This window comes from Bartonella sp. AA18HLJMS, from assembly GCF_042197245.1.
In the GTDB taxonomy this organism is placed as follows: Bacteria; Pseudomonadota; Alphaproteobacteria; order Rhizobiales; family Rhizobiaceae; genus Bartonella.
Genome location: NZ_JBHIRP010000009.1, coordinates 1 through 19871, shown reverse-complemented (window position 1 = coordinate 19871; position 19871 = coordinate 1). Strand labels below are relative to the sequence as shown.

General features: G+C 36.3%; 13 protein-coding genes, 1 tRNA gene and 2 pseudogenes. 8 read left to right on the top strand and 8 right to left on the bottom strand.

Annotation, left to right across the window (positions count from 1 at the left end; all coding sequences use genetic code 11):
• Positions 1-60: 60 nt before the first annotated feature.
• The gene (locus tag ACFINW_RS06255; RefSeq protein WP_375629602.1) at positions 61-1143 is read right to left on the bottom strand and encodes a quinone-dependent dihydroorotate dehydrogenase; all 1083 of its coding nucleotides are present in this window, start codon (positions 1141-1143) and stop codon (positions 61-63) included.
• Positions 1144-2471: 1328 nt separating this feature from the next.
• Between ACFINW_RS06255 and mscL the strand changes: the two genes are divergently transcribed.
• Entirely contained in the window at positions 2472-2879 is a 408-nt protein-coding gene (gene mscL, locus ACFINW_RS06250) for a large conductance mechanosensitive channel protein MscL (protein WP_026500234.1), read from the top strand.
• 18 nt (positions 2880-2897) lie between these two features.
• Here the strand turns inward: mscL and ACFINW_RS06245 are convergent, their stop codons facing one another.
• Together ACFINW_RS06245 and ACFINW_RS06240 are read right to left on the bottom strand one after the other, a co-directional pair.
• A complete protein-coding gene (locus ACFINW_RS06245) occupies positions 2898-4604 on the bottom strand; it encodes an ATP-binding protein (RefSeq protein WP_375629605.1) in 1707 nt (568 codons plus the stop codon).
• 1168 nt (positions 4605-5772) lie between these two features.
• Positions 5773-8346, bottom strand: a complete 2574-nt coding sequence (locus ACFINW_RS06240) for a DNA translocase FtsK (RefSeq protein WP_375621119.1) — start codon at positions 8344-8346, stop codon at positions 5773-5775.
• Positions 8347-8806: 460 nt separating this feature from the next.
• On the opposite strand from ACFINW_RS06240, the gene ACFINW_RS06235 reads away from it, so the two are divergent.
• The 3 genes from ACFINW_RS06235 (at position 8807) to rpoH (ending at position 12304) form a co-directional block, all read left to right on the top strand.
• On the top strand, positions 8807-10237 hold the full coding sequence (locus ACFINW_RS06235) for an aldehyde dehydrogenase family protein (protein ID WP_375621120.1): 1431 nt from the start codon (positions 8807-8809) through the stop codon (positions 10235-10237).
• 29 nt (positions 10238-10266) lie between these two features.
• The gene (locus ACFINW_RS06230) at positions 10267-11271 is read left to right on the top strand and encodes an RluA family pseudouridine synthase (protein ID WP_375621121.1); all 1005 of its coding nucleotides are present in this window, start codon (positions 10267-10269) and stop codon (positions 11269-11271) included.
• A 148-nt stretch (positions 11272-11419) separates the two neighbouring features.
• Positions 11420-12304, top strand: coding sequence for an RNA polymerase sigma factor RpoH (rpoH, locus tag ACFINW_RS06225; protein ID WP_375621122.1), 885 nt, complete (start codon positions 11420-11422; stop codon positions 12302-12304).
• A 203-nt stretch (positions 12305-12507) separates the two neighbouring features.
• Here rpoH and ACFINW_RS06220 read toward each other — a convergent pair whose 3' ends face one another.
• The 3 genes from ACFINW_RS06220 to ACFINW_RS06210 form a co-directional block, all read right to left on the bottom strand.
• Positions 12508-13929 carry a hypothetical protein gene (locus ACFINW_RS06220; RefSeq protein WP_375621123.1) on the bottom strand — a complete coding sequence of 474 codons (1422 nt, stop codon included), beginning with the start codon at positions 13927-13929 and terminating at the stop codon, positions 12508-12510.
• A 236-nt stretch (positions 13930-14165) separates the two neighbouring features.
• Positions 14166-15455, bottom strand: coding sequence for an adenylosuccinate synthase (locus ACFINW_RS06215; RefSeq protein WP_375640953.1), 1290 nt, complete (start codon positions 15453-15455; stop codon positions 14166-14168).
• 383 nt (positions 15456-15838) lie between these two features.
• Positions 15839-17002: a phosphoserine transaminase gene (locus ACFINW_RS06210; protein WP_375612053.1), complete on the bottom strand. Its 1164-nt coding sequence runs from the start codon at positions 17000-17002 to the stop codon at positions 15839-15841.
• A gap of 400 nt (positions 17003-17402) precedes the next feature.
• Between ACFINW_RS06210 and ACFINW_RS06205 the strand changes: the two genes are divergently transcribed.
• Positions 17403-17478, top strand: a tRNA-Phe gene (locus ACFINW_RS06205).
• A gap of 99 nt (positions 17479-17577) precedes the next feature.
• Here the strand turns inward: ACFINW_RS06205 and ACFINW_RS06200 are convergent.
• Positions 17578-17781 carry an AlpA family transcriptional regulator gene (locus ACFINW_RS06200; protein WP_005865986.1) on the bottom strand — a complete coding sequence of 68 codons (204 nt, stop codon included), beginning with the start codon at positions 17779-17781 and terminating at the stop codon, positions 17578-17580.
• Positions 17782-17877: 96 nt separating this feature from the next.
• Positions 17878-18297, bottom strand: coding sequence for a hypothetical protein (locus ACFINW_RS06195; protein ID WP_375640954.1), 420 nt, complete (start codon positions 18295-18297; stop codon positions 17878-17880).
• 29 nt (positions 18298-18326) lie between these two features.
• Here ACFINW_RS06195 and ACFINW_RS06190 point away from each other — a divergent pair.
• The 3 genes and pseudogenes from ACFINW_RS06190 to ACFINW_RS06180 all read left to right on the top strand — a co-directional run.
• Positions 18327-18808: pseudogene (locus ACFINW_RS06190) on the top strand (crossover junction endodeoxyribonuclease RuvC).
• Entirely contained in the window at positions 18798-19133 is a 336-nt protein-coding gene (locus ACFINW_RS06185) for a DUF1376 domain-containing protein (RefSeq protein ID WP_375640955.1), read from the top strand. The pseudogene ACFINW_RS06190 and the gene ACFINW_RS06185 overlap by 11 nt, the downstream one beginning before the upstream one ends.
• A pseudogene (locus tag ACFINW_RS06180) lies at positions 19123-19833 on the top strand (DUF1376 domain-containing protein); the annotation flags it as partial. The gene ACFINW_RS06185 and the pseudogene ACFINW_RS06180, both read left to right, overlap by 11 nt.
• Positions 19834-19871: the final 38 nt, after the last annotated feature.

The following is a 19871-nucleotide window of genomic DNA, read 5'->3' as shown; positions in this document are numbered from 1 at the left end:
CAAAGTTTGCAAGCCCCTTTAAAAAAATCTCGCAATTTTTTGTGAAGAAAAAAGCGTTTTTTACAAAGGAAATTTTGCCCAATGCTCAAGACTATGATCACGATAGCCTTTTATGTTATCAACGCCATCTTGTTGCATCATCTGCAAAATCTCTTGCAGAATAGTTATGACAAGATCTGGACCTTCATAAACCATCCCACTGTATAATTGAATCAAATCTGCACCAGCTTTTACTTTTTCCAAAGCAGTCTGTGCATCCTTTACACCGCCAACGCCAATGATTGCAATCTCCTTCCCTAATTTTTGACGCATTTTTGCAAGCATAATAGTAGAACGCTCAAAGAGTGGACGTCCAGAAAGCCCACCCTCTTCATTACGGAAGTGACTATTACTAAGACCTTGGCGTGAAAGAGTTGTGTTAGAAACAATCAGCCCATTAAAATCAGAAAGTTTTATTTCTTCAGCAACATCATCTAATTCTTTCTCTGATAAATCGGGAGCAATTTTTAAAAAAATGGGAATGGAGAATCCGTGCTTGTTCTCTTGCTCATTTCGCTCTTGCGAAATTGCACTCAACAAAAGATGCAAACTGTCACGGGCCTGTAAATCACGTAAACCTGGTGTATTAGGAGAAGAAATATTAACCGTAAAATAATCAGCAACATCATAAAAATGAGCAATACCAACAGTATAATCATCAATCTTATCGACCGTATCCTTATTGGCTCCAATGTTGACTCCTATAACACCAGTTTTTTTACACGCACGTAATCTATTGTAAACAACTTGATGTCCATCATTATTAAAGCCCATTCTATTAATAATCGCTTCATCTTCTTTTAAACGAAAAAGCCGTGGTTTAGGATTTCCAATCTGAGAGTTTGGTGTCACTGTCCCAATTTCAGTAAAACCAAATCCTAACCGAAAAATACCATCTACAACCTCTGCATTTTTATCAAACCCCGCTGCAAGACCAATAAAATTTTCAAACTCAAGACCAGCAACAGTTACACACAATCGTTTATCGACAACCTTTTGACAACCATTTAATCCACTTTTCAGCCCAAGAATCGCTAAACCGTGTGCTTGCTCTGGATCCAACATAAATAAGGCAGAACGGCCAATACAACGAAAAAAACTCATCAATTCTTCTCCACAACATAAAAATGATCCATCGCACCTCACCTCTACCTTTTAACACAAAAGATTACTAATCAAAGAGAGCATATTATCCAAATAATACTGCTCTCTTCTATAAGAAACTTCAGCATAAAAATCCATTAATAACCATACACATTTATATTGATGCATACCGTGTAAAAACTTTTTATTCTTTAAAAAACGTTTCTCTTTTTCGACATTTTTTAAAGATTAAAATATGAATCCTAATCTTATAAAATTCAGCATGAATTGGAACATCAATGGCTCTTACCATAGTCATGGTTTTATGACGCCTTATGCAGGCACGCTCATAATTTTCTTAAAAATGCAGGCAAATTATCTCTATTCCCAAAGTTCCTTTGTGTAATATTGTTTTCAATAGAAACAAAGCTTGTTCTATAAAGCTATTTTTTCCTAGCATTTATAGGATACATGGTTCATAAAATCATCTAAATTCATACTATTGTTGCACTATTTATGAGCAACAGAATGTTCAATCAATTTGTACTCTATTGATAATCTGCGTTGTTTTCTTTACCATTTCTGATGTATTAAATACAATTTTGCATCTATTAAGTGCTCTGCCTAACATATATTTTAAGTAATGACAGTTGATTATTGAACTCAAACATTATACCAACGACTTCCAAACCAAAATGATCTTGCAAACCCTAGAGCTCTGCTATTTATAAACTGATACAATCTTCCAGCAGATGAAATGTGTTTCTTCCATCCGAATTATCGCCATTTTAGCTCATGTAACCCAATACAAATAGCTTTTAGATAAGCCATAATGCCCTCCTAATTGCTATTATCGCTTACTAAATTAAGAGGAATTAAATTATAAGTTTTACTCCTGTCTCATCTATCTATTTCTTCTATCAGTGCTGAAATATATTTTTTATTCCTAAATTCTCTTTTTATGACAAAATGTTATGCTAATATATGCACTTCATTTGAAAAGCTTTCTGATAGCTCAACTTTCAACACTACTCATTTTGTAGTATTGTGTAAAAATCTCTCTTTTTAATGTTATCATAAAGATCTTGAGGAAATTATATAAATTAAGCTACAGTTTTCTACTTTCTGTTGAAAAAGCAGATATAGTTTTTATCAAAAAAGCTTTTTTCTAGGAAATATTCTATGTACATTCAAATAGAGCCCTAAAGCTCTTTATTAAACCTTATAAAGTTCTTTGAAAATAATATTAATATCGTAATATAATCCTAAAAATAAAATCTGCCCTTTCCTTTTTCATCAAAAGCGGTAAGTAAATTACCGTATATCGCTTATATAAAGGGGAAAACGCAATGCTTAAAGAATTCAAAGAATTTGCCCTAAAAGGTAATATGATTGATCTTGCTATCGGTGTGATTATAGGGGGTGCTTTTGGTAGCTTGGTCAACTCAATTGTCAATGATATTTTTATGCCAATCATTGGGCTGATTACAGGTGGGATTGATTTTTCTAATATGTTTATTCAACTTGCTGGCGAAAAACAAGCAACATTGAGTGCCGCCAAAGCAGCTGGAGCAACCATTAGCTATGGACACTTTATTACTTTACTTATCAATTTTCTCATTATTGCTTGGGTTCTTTTTTTATTCGTTAAGGCTATGAATAAAATTCGTAGAAAAGAAGAAGAAAGCCCCAAAAAAACGTCTTCAGAAGAACAACTTTTAACAGAAATTAGAGATCTTTTGGCTAAGAAAAAATAATTTTATGCCAGATTTACATCATGGAACACGAGGAAAAAACATTTCCACAGTTGTTCCATGATTGGGTTTTGAGAACAGTAAAAATTGTCCCCCTCTTTCTTCCACCATTGCTTTACACATTGGGAGGCCTAAACCTGTTCCCATAAAAGCGCTATCACCAGATCGTCCATCTTTGCGCTCTACTTGACCATAAGGTTGCAGTGCCTGTATAATCTCTTCTTCGTTCATCCCTATACCATTATCACTCACTGAAATTTTTACACGTTCTTTTCTATAAGAAACGTGAACAATAATCTGTCCACCCAAAGGTGTAAAACGAATAGCATTGGAAAGAAGATTCCATATAATCTGGCGAAACACTTGTTGTGATACAGGAATAAATGGAACGTGGGGTGGAGCAACAATACGCATGATAATGCCGTTCTGATTGGCTTGAGTTTCAAGAAAAGCTATCGTCGCACGTAAACAAGATATTACATCAAATGTTTCAGAAATAAGGGAAGAATCAATCTGGTTATCGGAACCAGAATAATTTATCTTCGAGCACTCTAGTAATTGATTAATCAGCAATAATATATGTTTTCCAGAGGAAATAATATCGCGTAAATATCCATGATAGCGCTCATTTTCTATCGAACCAAAACGGCCTTCTCTCATAATTTCTGCAAAACCAATAAGAGCATTCAAAGGTGTTCGTATTTCATGAACAACTCCAACGATTTTATCCTCTTCTGCTTTTTTTTCTCCTGATGGAACTGTTTGTGTCCTATCACGCAACATAACAGCATAATTGCCTTGCTTTGCCAAAAATACAATCGTTATCAAAACGGTTATATTTTTATGATTTTTTGTCATTAAATCAGCGGTTTCACTGCGATTTAAAACCTGATTTTTTCCCTCCATACGGATTGATTTAAAATACTTTTCAACCAAAAGTCGGCTTTGCAAAGTAAATAATGAAGAGAATGGTTGTCCTCGTAGTTCATTTATTTCATAACCCATTAATGCTAAGGCTGCCCTACTCGCTGATTGAACAAAGCCCTCTTCATCCAACCATAAAACACCATTTGTTGCTGTATCCAACAATGATAAAACTGCAGCGGGCTCTTTTACGAGAGCTTGTTCTATAGCATTTACCGGCAATGTTTGTGCATATGGTAACTGAATAGCTGTTTCTTCAACTAAATTTTCTTCTTTTACCGATGAATTCAATTCATCACGCAATTGCTCTGCAATTTCACGAAAAGCTGAGCGTTCTATCTCCGTAAGACATGGCATTTCTGTTTCTAGCTTTTCATTTCTTTTTTCTTGGACTTTTTTTTGTATTTTTAAAACACCAAAGCCACGAAACCCCTTAAGCTGCTTTTTAACATCAAAAATTGGCAAAGCTGACAATTCAACATCAAGCCATTGTAAGCAACCATCAACAGGCCATTGAACAATCTCTTTACTCCAAGGCATAGCCGCTTCAATAAAACGACTGAGAACCAGATATCGATCATCATTAAATTGATGAGCAAGCTCATGAAAACTACACCCTAAAATAGAAGAAGAGAGAGGACCAACAACTTCAGCTAGCTCTTTTGAGACTTCACAAAACAAACCATTGTGATCGATTTCCCACGTAAAAGGCCGTGGCAAAAGCTCTGGTGTAAAACGAAAAGCTTCTTGCTGACATTTTAATTCATTTGTATTTAACTTTAACTCATCTGCTTTTAATGGCATAACTAAAACTAAAAAGTGTTGAATTTACTCTCAAATGAATAATGCTAATTTGTTTACAATTATCTATTCTGGTTAAAATAACTTGATATCTCATATCAATTGTCTGTAGCAAAATTTTGACTGTTTCATCAACAAAACAAGAATAAAAAGAAGCTTCCAGCTCTTGTTGCTTATTCACCCATTATTGTAATAAATCTTGTTACAATAATGGTAACATATCCCTCGCATAAATAGTACTCAAAAAGAATACACTTATTTTACGCATTCATGCGCCTGTTTTGAAAAGATATCTCTCAAGATCCGCAAGCTTATTTTACGACAGTATCCGTAAATGGTGTAATGTAAAGGTCCCTATAGAGGATATCAAGGCATTGTGCACTACCATTTTTATGCTTATAAAAGAGCTTGTTAGCACCATCATTATACTAATTTCAGCCCCTAATGTTACCAATAGTTCTCGGCATTTGAAGGCGTTCATAAGAAGCCTTTTTATTTTTTAACTTTTTTACTCGTACATTATTATGATACGCAAGAAAATGGTTTTAATTGTTTCAACAGAAACAGATTTGAAATGAGAAAATCTTACAATGTTTGAGACTTTTATTCACTGTGAATAATGATAAATTACTATAAATCAATATACTGCATTATAAAAATCTCTTTTTCAAATAAAGCTTCTCGTAAGAACATCTTTCTTGAGCCAATAATATCAAATGATAATAAATTCAGCGTGACGCTTTAAAGTATCCTATGCAACAGAACTTGCATATTGGGCATTTTTCTTATGATGCTCTCAATAATCTCCCAAAGATCTTTCTTTCATTAGAATCGCTACAAAAGAAAAAACAAAAAATATGCCACCGCACTATTTTATTAAAAAATTTCTCTGTAAAAAAGAGAACACAAATCATCTGTCCTCATATAAAGATTTGTTTAATTTCTTTATATTCCAGATCATTTAGAAATGTTAAAAATATCTCATAATCTCCTTTGATATCAGCTTGTTTACCTTATCAGAAGTCTTAATACAAAAGATCGCTTTTTCTTTATTACTCTCCATTTAAATTTTTAATATTATATAAAAAATAAAACAAGCACATTTAAATAATGACTGTTAAATAATGACTGTCAGATATTTAAAAAATTGCATATTTTTAAATGTGTTTGTTTATTTTCCTTCATTGAGTAGAATTTCACGTTTTCCAACATGATTAGCGGCTCCAACAATGCCTTTTTCTTCCATCCGCTCGACGAGAGAAGCTGCTTTATTATAGCCGATTGAAAGTCGGCGCTGAATATAAGATGTTGAACATTTTTTATCACGCATAACAATTTTTACAGCTTGGTTATAAAGTTCCTCACCCTCTTCATCAAAATTTTCTTCCTCAGAATTTCCAGCAGCTGAATCAGCAGAAGTATCCTCTTTGTTATCGTCTTCATTATCTGTTACCGTTGCTAAATAATCAGGTTTACCTTGCATTTTTAGATGTGCAACGATGGATTCAACTTCTTCATCAGAAACAAAAGGTCCATGAACGCGCACAATGCGTCCACCACCAGCCATATGAAGCATATCCCCCTGACCTAAAAGCGTTTCAGCACCTTGTTCACCCAAGATCGTACGACTATCAATTTTTGATGTTACTTGAAAAGAAATGCGGGTAGGAAAGTTCGCTTTAATTGTACCTGTGATAACATCAACAGAAGGACGTTGCGTTGCCATAATAAGATGAATACCTGCCGCACGCGCCATTTGCGCTAAGCGCTGAATGGCATTCTCTATCTCTTTCCCTGCCACCATCATAAGATCAGCCATCTCATCAACAATCACAACAATATAAGGAAGCTGCGTGAGATCCATGGCTTCTTCATGATAAAGCATTTCCCCTGTTTCCTTATCAAAACCCGACTGAACAGTACACATGATCGTTTCGCCTTTTTGAGCGGCAAGTGCAACGCGTGCATTAAAACCATCAATATTACGCACACCCAACTTAGCCATTTTGCGATAACGCTCTTCCATTTCACGAACCGCCCATTTTAAAGCTGTTACTGCTTTTTTGGGATCTGTGACAACGGGTGTTAAAAGATGTGGAATGCCATCATAAACAGAGAGCTCTAACATTTTAGGATCAACCATGATCAAACGACACTGCTTTGGTGTCATACGATAAAGAATCGACAAAATCATTGTATTAATTGCAACAGACTTGCCTGATCCTGTTGTTCCTGCAACCAATAAATGAGGCATTTTTGCTAATTCTGCAATGACCGGTTCACCATTAATCCCCTTCCCCAAAGCAAGAGCAAGTTTAAATTCACTTTCACGAAAAGAACGTGTTTGGATTAATTCCCGTAAATAAACGGTTTCACGAACCGCATTGGGTAACTCAATCCCGATAACATTCCGTCCAGGAATTACAGCAACGCGTGTAGAAATAGCAGACATAGAACGCGCAATATCATCAGAAAGATTAATAACGCGTGATGATTTTACACCCGCAGCGGGTTCAAATTCATACATTGTTACCACTGGCCCTGGATGAACATGGATAACTTCACCCTTAATGCCAAAATCTTCCAAAACACTTTCTAAAAGTCCAGCACCACGTTCTAATGTTTCTTGAGGAATCATCGTACCTTCATGAAAAACAGGTTCCTGTAATAAGTTGATCGGAGGAAATTCATAAACATCACAGTCAATAGATTGAATATTTTGCATAAACGCAGAATCATAATTACCTAATGGCATACGAGTAGATTGCAATGTTTTAGTTTTACTGTTTGCTTGCATCACAGAAAAATCTTTTGAATTCTTTTTGACGGCTTTGTTTATACAATCAACAGTATTATTGGCGACAATATTATTGGTATTTTCAGTCTCTATACTAGCCCCTGCATCACTTAACGCCCCTGTATTACTTAACGTATGAGCAAAATCTTCAACAGAAAGCTTAGAATGACACTCTTTAGTAGTATCATTATTTGTATGCATTAAATCAGAAATTTTCTCAACACCTCGCATCCTTTCCGCTGGAGATTCTGATGTAATTGAATCATAGAGTTGTGGAAAGCGGTATTCAAGAACACGGTAAAGAGCAGTTATTGACTCATCAAAGGCTGTGGGAATATCCGGTGTAATTTCATTTGTCGTGTCAATTGATGTTCCATCCTCTTTTGATATTTGAGTCTCCACATGCTCAAATATCAAAGATTCACACTCAAAAAATGCATCATCAGAAAGATGCAACGCAGGTTTTATTTTTTGTAGCACATTTTCCACTTGTAATTTATGTTCTTGTTTATCCTCCTCAAGTGGAATATTTGCTGACGGCATACGAGTAGTTTGACGTGACAACTGCTTCAAAACCGTTGAATGACAAACTGATGTTTTATTCTCTATTGATTGAGGATTAATGACTTTTTTTGTCGAAAGAATATTTGTTGTTTTCTTGTTACAACGTACAATATCTGTATCTGTAATTTTTTTTTGATCTTGCTTCGTAAAAATTTTAAACTGTTTTGCAAAAACTGGATCTGTTTCTATACGACGACGCAAAATCTCAACTTCTGGGGTTCTCGTGAAACGGACGTTTTTTCCGAGAGCAAATGCCTTTTTCCACACTTCCGGATAAGGAAATATCTCAGTAATCTTAACAGATAAATCTTCTCTTGATGCACCTTCCGTACTATCATCAGAAAAAGAAGACGTAGAAATAGATTTTGTTTTCGAATTATGCATGGCACCCAACAAATTTATAGCAATGAGAAAAATAACCTTTTCAAAAAGAATTCGTAGAAACTATCATACGAAGGTTAATAACCTTTTGCTGATGGTTACTTTTTAATGAAAAAAATAATGCCATAATGCATATTCATAATCTGCCTTTTGCATATTTACGATATAAATTACTCAGTTTATGGTGTCATAGAGCTCGTATTTCATTTGTTTTGAAGAAAACTTCATGATAAAAAAGCTTCAAGAAAATTGTCTATGCCTCTCTTTCTCTCCCTTTTCATAAAAGAAACTAGTCTCAATAATACAATAAGCATTGCTCTATTGAATTCTCCATGCTCAATTATCACGATATAATCTAATTTCTCACGTTTTTATAAGATTATCCTTGTTATCCTCGTTTAAAAAGGCTTAGACTAAGACAATCATAATTACATAAATACAAATAGAAAAAAGGGAGTGAATTATGTTTAATAAACGGAAATTTTATATCAATGGTCTATGGGATGAGCCAAGCACTCCTCACGATTTTGACGTCATTAATCCATCAACAGAGGAGGCTTGTGCTGTCATTAGCCTTGGAAGTACAAAAGATGCCGATAAAGCAATTAATGCGGCTAAAGAAGCGTTTCAAAAATGGAAAACAACGTCACCAAATGAGCGTCTTGGATTTGTTGAAAAAATTCTAGAGATCTACGAAAAACGTTCCAAAGACATGGCAAAAACCATTTCAATGGAAATGGGAGCACCGATTGATATGGCGCTTAATGCGCAAACTGCAACAGGAAGTTCCCATATTCGCAATTTTATCGAAGCTTATAAAGAGTTTTCGTTCCAAGAAACTTTAATAAAGGGAAATGAGCAAGCAATCCTTCACTACGATCCTATCGGCGTCGTAGGATTAATTACGCCATGGAATTGGCCCATGAATCAAGTAACTCTTAAAGTTATTCCTGCTCTCTTGGCTGGCTGTACCATGGTGTTAAAGCCCTCTGAAATTGCGCCTCTTTCTGCTATGCTTTTTGCTGAATTTTTAGATGAAGCCGCACTTCCAGCCGGTGTTTTTAATTTAATCAATGGTGATGGTGCGACTGTCGGCTCTTACCTCTCTGCACATCCAGATTTAGAAATGATCAGCTTTACTGGTTCAACTAGAGCAGGAAAAGATATTTCTAAAAATGCCAGCGCTACTTTAAAAAGAGTCTGTCTGGAACTTGGGGGAAAAGGAGCGAATATTATCTTTGCTGATGCCGACTCAGATGCTGTTCAACGTGGTGCACGACATTGCTTTTATAATAGTGGACAAAGTTGTAATGCACCGACTCGTATGCTTGTGGAACAGAGCATCTATGACAAAGCCGTGAAAATAGCCAAAGATATTGCAGAAACAACAAAAGTAGGACCAAACTGCCAAGAAGGAAATCATATTGGGCCCGTTGTTTCAAAAAAACAATATGATAAAATTCAAGATCTTATCCAATCGGGAATTGATGAAGGTGCAACTCTTGTTGCAGGCGGGACTGGTTTACCAAAAGGAATGGAACGCGGTTATTATGTCCGTCCAACAGTCTTTGCTGATGTAAAACCTCATATGCGTATTTTTAAAGAAGAAATCTTTGGTCCAGTTCTCTCGATTCTTTCTTTTAGTACAGAAGAAGAAGCCGTCGCTTTAGCGAATGAGACTGAGTATGGTCTTACAAACTATATTCAATCGCAAGATCGCAACAAATGTCGTCGTATTGCGGAACAAGTACGCTCTGGTATGGTAGAAGTTAATGGACATGGATTACCCAGTGGAAGCTACTTTGGAGGTGTAAAATTTTCTGGGCGCGCTCGTGAAGGAGGACATTGGGGAATTAAAGAATTTCTCGATAGTAAAGCAATTTCGTACTGGTAAAATCTTATTAAAAACTTAATAGGAATCGTATGGTAATACAGAAAATAACGGATGAAGGTGCTCTTGGGCAACGTCTTGATCAGTGGCTCGCAAAACAATATCATGATGTGCTCTCACGTTCGCGTTTGCAAACCCTCATCCGTGAAGGCTGTCTTAAAATTGATGGTCAATTCATAAAGGAACCAAAAACAAAATTAAAACCTAACCAAATAATTGAATTGGAAATGCCGGACCTTCGTGATGCAGAACCTAGCGCTGAAGCCATTGCATTGGACATTCTTTTTGAAGATGATCATATCATTGTTATTAACAAACCAGCTGGTCTTGTTGTTCATCCTGGGAATGGAAATTGGACCGGTACATTGGTTAATGCCCTTATTTACCACTGTGGGAATAGTTTATCTGGTATAGGTGGTGTTAAACGCCCTGGTATTGTCCATCGTCTTGATAAAAATACAAGCGGTGTTATGGTTGTTGCAAAAAACGATCTAGCTCATAAAAGTCTCAGTGCTCAATTTTCTGATCATGGACGTACCTGCGCATTAGATCGACGCTACCATGCCTTGATTTGGGGAACACCTCAGCGCAATGTCTGGACAATTGATGCATCACTTGGCCGTTCGCCCCATAACCGGACAAAGCAAGCTGTCATCCATAACCAAAACCCTTATGCTCGTCATGCTGTTACACATGTTTCTCTGCTTGAAAAATATGGCTCTCATGCAGACTCAACATCTTTTGCTAGCCTTCTGGAATGTCGCTTGGAAACTGGACGCACCCATCAAATCCGTGTTCATATGACTCATATAGGGCATCCACTCATAGGCGATACAGTTTATGGAAACGCTTTTAAAACAAAATCAAACATATTCAACCCCACTATTAGAAATGCAATCGATCAATTCAACCGACATGCACTCCATGCTGCAAGTCTTACTTTTGAACATCCTTCTACCGGTAAAGTTATGTCGTTTTCCGCACCACTGCCTCAAGATATGGCTAAACTTATTGAGCTTTTTAAAAAAATGAATTGAAACTTTTCCCCTTCTCAAGATTTCACAATAAAATATCTTTTTTTGAACAAAATTGAAAAATATGCTAGAGTGAGGTTATGAGGATAGTTAGCTATCTAAAACATAGAATTTGCCTTATCAGGGAATTCAAACAAAAGGAGGGTGCTATATGGCCCATATGAATTTATTATCAGTAATGACAGGTGATGGTGGTTTAAACCGTTACTTGGAAGAAGTGCGTCGTTTTCCAATGCTTGAGCCAAAAGAAGAATATATGTTAGCTCAGCGTTACCGTGAGCATAATGATCTAAAAGCTGCGCATAAGCTAGTAACCAGCCATTTGCGTCTCGTAGCTAAAATCGCGATGGGATATCGGGGCTACGGACTTCCCATTGGGGAAGTCATTTCAGAAGGCAATGTTGGACTCATGCAAGCTGTTAAACGTTTCGAACCAGAGCGGGGTTTTCGTCTTGCAACCTATGCAATATGGTGGATTAAAGCGTCAATCCAAGAATATGTATTGCGCTCTTGGAGTTTGGTGAAAATGGGGACAACAGCTAATCAAAAGCGCTTGTTTTTCAACCTTCGTAAGTTAAAAAGTAAACTTCAAGCACTTGATAGTGGTGATCTCAATGCAGAACAAGTGAAAGAAATTGCAACCCAGTTGAATGTCACAGAAGATGAAGTTGTATCAATGAATCGTAGGCTTGGTGGTGACACTTCACTCAACGCACCAATTCGAACAAAAGAAGGGGAAAACAGTGAGTTGCAAGATTGGTTGGTGGATGAATCTAACGATCAAGAACAAATTTTAATTGAAAAAAGTGAATTAGAAAATCGCCGTTCCATGCTCATAAATGCCATGGACAATCTCAATGAACGCGAAAAGCGTATATTTAAAGCGCGTCGTTTAAACGATGTACCACTAACCCTAGAAGAACTCTCTGGTGAATTTAATATTAGTCGAGAACGAGTAAGACAAATTGAAATGCGTGCATTTGAAAAAGTGCAAAACTCTATCAAAGATTCTACTTTATCTCAAAGTCAAGTATAAAACCTAGAGTTAAGTATAAAGCCAATGGTTTGCACATTCTTTAAATGTGAAAATGAAAAAAAGCATGCCTTGGCTTTATACTTGTAAATTGGTCTATCGAATTCTTTAAGTTATTGATATGTAAAGATTTAGTGAATGTATGTGGTATATAATTGATAAAGACGGTCGTAGAAAATTCTTCACAGTCGTTTATTTTTTTGCATCTATGTTTTATTTTTTTGACCAAGAACTGTTAACTTATCTTGTTGTGCAAGCCATTGTCCAATAACTTCATTAAAAATAGACTTACCTGTTGGTCCTTTTGCAAAGGTTAATTCACTTATACGCCCGTTTTTATCCGTTAACACCAAACGCATCCAATCTAATTCTCGCATCAATTGTAAATTTCGATCAAGAAATGGATGATTTCCACTCAATGCGACAAGAAAAAAGTCATCGTTAATCTTTGCAGCAATGGTTCTTGTTAAAGCCTGTCCAATGGATTGTTCACTTGCTTTAAAGGTTAATGCTTGAACATTGCTTATAGCTTTACCTGAAAATTTATCAGAAAGAATAAAAACAAGGTCCATAATATATGCAGCAGGAAATGACTGATCGGTATTACGACGTAAAATTAACCGTAATGATACCCCTTCATCAGGAATTGTTATATCACCTTGTATAGTTGTTTCTTCTGGAGCCCCCTTCACTTGAGACTCTTTTATAAGCGTCCAGCGAGCACTTCCCGTTGCTATCTTTTCTGCATCATAATTTGTACGTGCTTGATAGAAAACAGCTTCACCTGATTTTTCAAGCGATTGCAAATTGCTATCAACAACTGTTGAGAGTACTTCTTCATCCGAAGAATCTATCGCTTGTTTTAAACCAACATCAATTTCACTTCCATCCTCTAATAAGCGTTGTGTTAACTTTCTCTTAATTGGAAATGCCTTTGGTACTCTGTGAGAAGCTTGAAGATTTTCTTCTAAAAACTGATGATCATTTGATACAAATACACGCTCACCAACAAAAAAAATACCAACAAGTAAAACAACAAAACTAACAACAGAAACAGCACTTATCACAATACGCCTTTGCACTAACGATTTATTAGCACGACGTAAAGCCTGAGAAAAAATGTGCGAAACAATATGCGGATTATCTTCCTGCGAAGGAGAAATCTTTAACACACTGCTATTAACATGCTGAGAAGGCACATCAGTCTCCATATTAACAGGTTCTGCATCTGGTATATCTGATACACAAAGCTCAACAAATACCTTGTTATCCTTTGAACGTGTAACAAAATCTTGCTTTCTTTTTATGTTTACCTCTGACAATTCATTATTTTTTGGTAATATAGTTTTTTTTGTATATTTCTTATCTTCATTTATATTTGTGGGATTCCACCCAATAACTGAAGAAAGCCGTTTCTTTTCAACTGCTAAATATTCTCCTTCAACAGTTGCAATAGAACTTTGAAGAATCTTTCTTTGTTCATCCGCTATTGCTTGTGGTATTTTTGCTGTTACAAATTGATGTTCTAGTGTTTCGGTAGCCCGCTTATAAATCCGCTTACGCACTTGTGGTGTAATATTATTTTGTGCATTAATTGTCTTTTTTAAGATTCCAACGAAATCTACCATTTCCTCTATAATCTCTCTTAAACTGAGAAAAAATCAATAGTAAAGCCAAAAAACTTTATTTTAGCCTTCTAAATTGGTTGCCATTTAATATTGGTACAACTATTGCAATAATGTAAAATGAATATGAAAAATAAACAATGCTATTTTGCACCTTTCTTTTACGTGCTCTTAAAAACTTTTTTGTAAAAAGATACAAAAACGAACAGAGAGCATATATAGAAATCTAAAAACAATAATCAATTAACAAAGGGATCCGTAATAAGAATAGTATCTTCACGCTCTGGACTTGTGGATAATAAAGCCACTTTTGTATTAATCAGTTCTTCAATATAGCGTATATATTTAATAGCCTGCACTGGTAAATCTTCCCACCTCAATGCATGTGCTGTTTCTTCCTTCCAACCTTCTAATGTTGCATAAATAGGCTTCACCCGATCCTGAGCTCCCATGGAAGAAGGTAAATAATCAATCCTTTTACCATCAAGCTCATAACCAATACAAATTTTTATTTCATCCAAACCATCTAAAACATCAAGTTTTGTCAATGCTATACCTTGAACACCGCAAATTGTTACCATCTGACGTACTAAGACAGCATCAAACCAACCACATCGACGCTTTCGACCCGTTACAACACCAAATTCATGTCCACGCACTCCTAGAAATTCACCAATATCATTTATCTGCTCTGTCGGGAAAGGCCCTTCTCCAACGCGTGTAGTATAAGCTTTTGCAATACCCAAAACATAATGAATTGCATCAGGTCCCATCCCCGAACCTGTACATGCTTGCCCAGCAACTGTATTAGATGACGTTACATAAGGATAAGTTCCAAAATCATTATCTAATAAAGCACCTTGCGCACCTTCAAAAAGAATGTGTTTCCCTCCTCGATAACCTTCATCTAAAAGACGCCACGTACAATCCATAAAGGGCAAAATTTTATCCGCAACTTGCATCAATTCATCATAAAGTGCTCGAGAATCAATCTCTGAAACACCCATCCCACGACGCAAAGCATTATGATGCCTCAAAAGCCGCTCAATCTTAGCCATAAGTGTATCTTTTTCTGCTAAATCCATCACTCGGATAGCACGACGTCCCACCTTATCTTCATAAGCCGGTCCAATACCACGCTTTGTTGTACCAATCTTTAAACCAGATAAACCGCTTTCTCGAATTGCATCAAGATCACGATGCAAAGAAAGAATCAAAGGAGCATTTTCAGCAATACGCAAAATTTCTGGTGTGATTTTTACACCCTGATTACATAGTTTTTTTACTTCTGCAACAAAATGATGAGGGTCAACAACAACACCATTACCAATAATTGATAACTTGCCACGCACTAAACCAGACGGTAAAAGTGATAATTTATAACTGTCTCCATCAACAACCAATGTATGGCCAGCATTATGCCCCCCCTGATATCTCACCACGATATCTGCTCGCTCAGACAACCAATCTACAATTTTACCTTTGCCTTCATCACCCCATTGTGTACCGACAACAACTACATTGGCCATAACTTTCTCCGTCGTGTTTGGTCAAAAAAACCAGCATTCAAAAACAAACTCTTCTTTATAACGAAACCTTAGAGCAAGTGCGACTCCTCATTTCAGATTTTTCTCAATCTTCAAGTGATTAAATTTTCAAATTTATGATAATAAAGATAAGCAAATACCCAAATATTTTAAATCTGTCATTTTCGCTACAAAAAGTAAAAACATTAGAGATTTTAATTTGTGCGTATCTAACACCTGACAAAGCATTCATTCCCCGTCTTAATCTTTTACAATTCATGTAATATTTAGAGGCTGTTTGTCTGATACAAGAATACGAAAGATCATCATAATCTCTCGTATCCTTTTTTGTTTAAAAACACGTTTTGAAAATCACCAGTAATTATTTAAAGCTGTGCTTTTTCAACTTGGAACGCCCACTCAAGCCACTGTGTTAAAATTTCAAGATCGGAAGCCTCAATTGTTATACCCGCCCAAATTCGAAGCCCAGGAGGAGCATCGCGATACGAACCGATATCATAAGCAACCCCTTCCTCATCAAGACGCTTCACAACCGCTTTTATAAAAGATACTCGCCTTTCCGTATCCAAAGCAGTAATCACTGGATCCACAATATCTAAACAAATAGCGGTGTTAGAACGCACTTCAGGATCTTTTGCCAAATATTCTAACCATGGCGTTTTGCGAACAAAAGCATCAAGTACAGAAAAATTTTTCTCAACCCGTGCTCTTAATGCCGCTGCACCTCCTAGAGATTTTGCCCACTTCAACCCATCAAGGAAATCCTCAACACAAAGCATAGAAGGTGTATTGATGATCTTTCCTTTAAAAATATCTTCGTTCAATTTTCCATTTTTTGTCATATAGAAAAGTTGGGGCATAGGCCAAGCTGGAACATGATTCTCAAGCCTCTCAACAGCACGAGGACTTAAAATCACCATACCATGTGCAGCCTCGCCTCCCAAAACTTTCTGCCATGAAAAAGTAACAACATCTAATTTTGAAAAATCAAGATATTGCGCAAAAGCTGCCGATGTTGCATCACAAATGGTCAATCCAGCCCGCTTATGCGGAATGAAATCCGCATTAGGAATACGCACACCAGAAGTTGTCCCATTCCATGTAAAAACAACATCCCGATCAAAGTCAAGTTGTGTTAAATCTGGTATTTCACCATAAGGAGCTTCAAAACGACGCACATCAGAAAGCTTTAATTGCTCGACAACATCTTTATTCCACCCAAACCCAAAACTTTCCCACGCTGCCATATCAATGCCACGCTCACCTAATAGAGACCATAGAGCAGCCTCAACAGCACCGGTATCTGATCCTGGCATAATTCCTATACGATGATCAGAAGGAACCTCAAGAATCTCACGGGTTAAATTAACAACTTCAGCAAGTTTTAATTCTGCTTCTCTAGATCTATGTGAACGCCCAACTAATGCATTTTTAAGAACATCAAGAGTCCAACCAGGCCGTTTGCTACAAGGACCTGAAGAAAAATTAGTATTATTGGGACGATTACTTGGTTTTTGTAACATTATCATTATTTCTCCCCTTTTAGATGTTTCTCTTTCTTTATAAAGAAAAACAAATTATTATAAAGACTAATCAATAATCTTTTTAGAAAAAAGTCAAAAATGTTGTCTATTATTTCGTATGCTTAAAATTTAGGGAAACTTTATAAAAAAATCTTTCTTAATCATTCTTCTCGATTGATTCTTTTAATTTTTTTCGTATTACCACCACGATAAGACAGCATTCTAATAACAATACACTAAAGTGTCCAATATACCTATCAAATTTATTTTATGATAAAGATTCATTGATAACGCTCTAGAATAGGGAGATAAACTTATTAAAAAATCAATTATTTTTCTTTTGATGACTGGACAGAGAAAATTTTAATGTTATAACCGCAAACGCTTTATATTTTTTATGAAGCATGCCCAGATAGCTCAGTTGGTAGAGCAGCGGACTGAAAATCCGCGTGTCCGTGGTTCGAATCCGCGTCTGGGCACCACTTTTTGTGTTTAACATATTGAAATATATAGATTTTTTCTTTAAATAGCCATTTTCAGACCACCTTTTAGACCACCTTCTACAGTTTATATAATTTTACCTAATTTGTTCTTATTTGCTCCTTATTTTTCTTTGGAGTGAAGGCTAAGATCTCTTTTTTTCTCCATCTCACTGCTCTCCCTAGCTTATATGGCTCCGGAAACAACCCCTGAAGCACCCAATTGCGAATCGTTGTTGTGGATACACTAAAAAGCTGTGCACACTCACGTGTCGTTACATATCTATCTCCATCATCAAATATCATCTCATTACCTTTCTCTTTTTTATATTAATTAAATGGGTGGGAGTGCTGGAAGGCATGTGAAGCACTCCAACTTTTAAAAATTTGCAAGTTTATTTTTTAGATGTGCTTAATTTCATATTTCCAATCAGGCAATTGAGTAAAAGCTAATGCGAGTTGTCCTCTATGACACATGCATACATTTTTATCTTCTAATAGAATAGCTGTCTGGGTTTCTGATGCTATAGTTTGTCGTTGGAAGATTTTAAGTTGTTTTTTTAAGCTTCGTTGTTGTACAAAAAGTGTCACCATTCCAGTAACTATCGTAGCAATGATAGGAGCAATCGTAAGATTATCACTTATCCAGTGCCGCAAAAATACAGCACTATCATTTATCCGGTGCAATAAAAATACAACCTTATCAACTACCCATTCTTGCATCATAACTCCCCCCAATTTTTTAGAATCGCTGGGAGGATACTTTTTCATAAACATTTTTTCAAGACAAGCAATCACAACACGCTCTGTCATAGCACACATATAAATACGTAGAGCCTTAAAGGGGGATTATGATCACTAACGCACAAAAAACCATTTTATGTCTTGATCTAGGGACTAAGACAGGCTGGGCGATACGTGGTGCGGATGGTCATATAACAAGCGATACAGAAGATTTTCAATCACGCCGTTTTGAAGGCGGTGGTATGCGTTATTTACGCTTTAAACGGTGGCTTACTGAACTAAAGAGATCTGTTGATGAAATTGACGCGGTATATTTTGAAGAGGTGCGCCGGCATGTGGGTACAGATGCTTCTCATATTTATGGGGGCTTTCTAGCAACCTTAACAGCGTGGTGTGAACATCATCAGATACCATATGAAGGCATTCCTGTTGGCACAATTAAGAAGGCGACGACAGGAAAAGGCAACGCCTCAAAAGAAGAAATGATTAAGGCGGTATGTGAAAAGGACATGTACCTAAAGACGACAACGAAGCAGATGCTTTAGCAATTTTATATTTGATGCAAGAAGAGGGTATACATGTCCAGTAAAATACCATGGACGAGACTGTTTGCCGATAAATGGGCGGTGGTCGTCGATTATTTACCTCCTGTAGAAGGTAATATCTATATGAGATTGCGATTTCGCATGCTTCGTACTGGTGAACCTCTTTTTTGTAATATTAAAGTTTTATCTCATTACACTGGTTATTCAGTAAAGAAATTTGAGACAGCATTGAATATTTTGCTAGAAGAGGGATACATCATACGTTTAGAAGATGGTCGTTTGTGGAGTTCACAAGTTGAGGAGGAACTCAATAACTTCAATGAAGATCTAAATAATAATAAAGAACAGGAGGGGAAATATGTCAACTAAGTTAGCTTGGGTTCGTTGTTTTCCTTCTGATTGGGTATCTGATGCTAGTGGAATGACGTCGCATCAAATATCGACTTATATGATGTTGATATTGCTTATGTATAAGAAGAGACAGCCAATTCTTGAGAATGCCTCTATATTAGCACGCATTTCTGGTTGTTCAGTAAAAGCTTTTAATAAAGCGCTAGATTTTTTATTGAGTGATGAGAAACTGATACGTTTAGAAGACGGTCGTTTATGGAGTTTACAGGTTGAAGAGGAACTCAACAACTCTAATGAGAATTTGAATAAGTTTTCAGAGAGAGCGCAGAAGGCAGCGAAGGCAAGATGGGATAAAAATACAAAAGATGCTTGTGATATTAAGCATGATGCTAACAGCATGCTTAAGGATGCTAAGCATGATGCTTGTGATGCTATAACAAACAATACAAACATATATAATAAAAAAACTAAAACTATCGTTTTAGCAAAAAAAGAAATTGGTTCTGAAAGTTTAGCAACAATCGATTTGGTTGACGAACCAACAGAGGTTGCTGCTGTTGAGACCACATCAGAGCAAATCACAACGGGTGTAGACAACCAACCCCCCATTCACGAGCAAGAGAACGTTCCCAAAAAAGCAAAACGAGCGCAAGCTAATCGCGGTTGTCGATTGCCAGAAGATTTTGAACCTAATTTGCAATACGCAATCGATAAAGGCTAACCCATGATGAGGCGCTGTTAGAATTCGAACGGTTC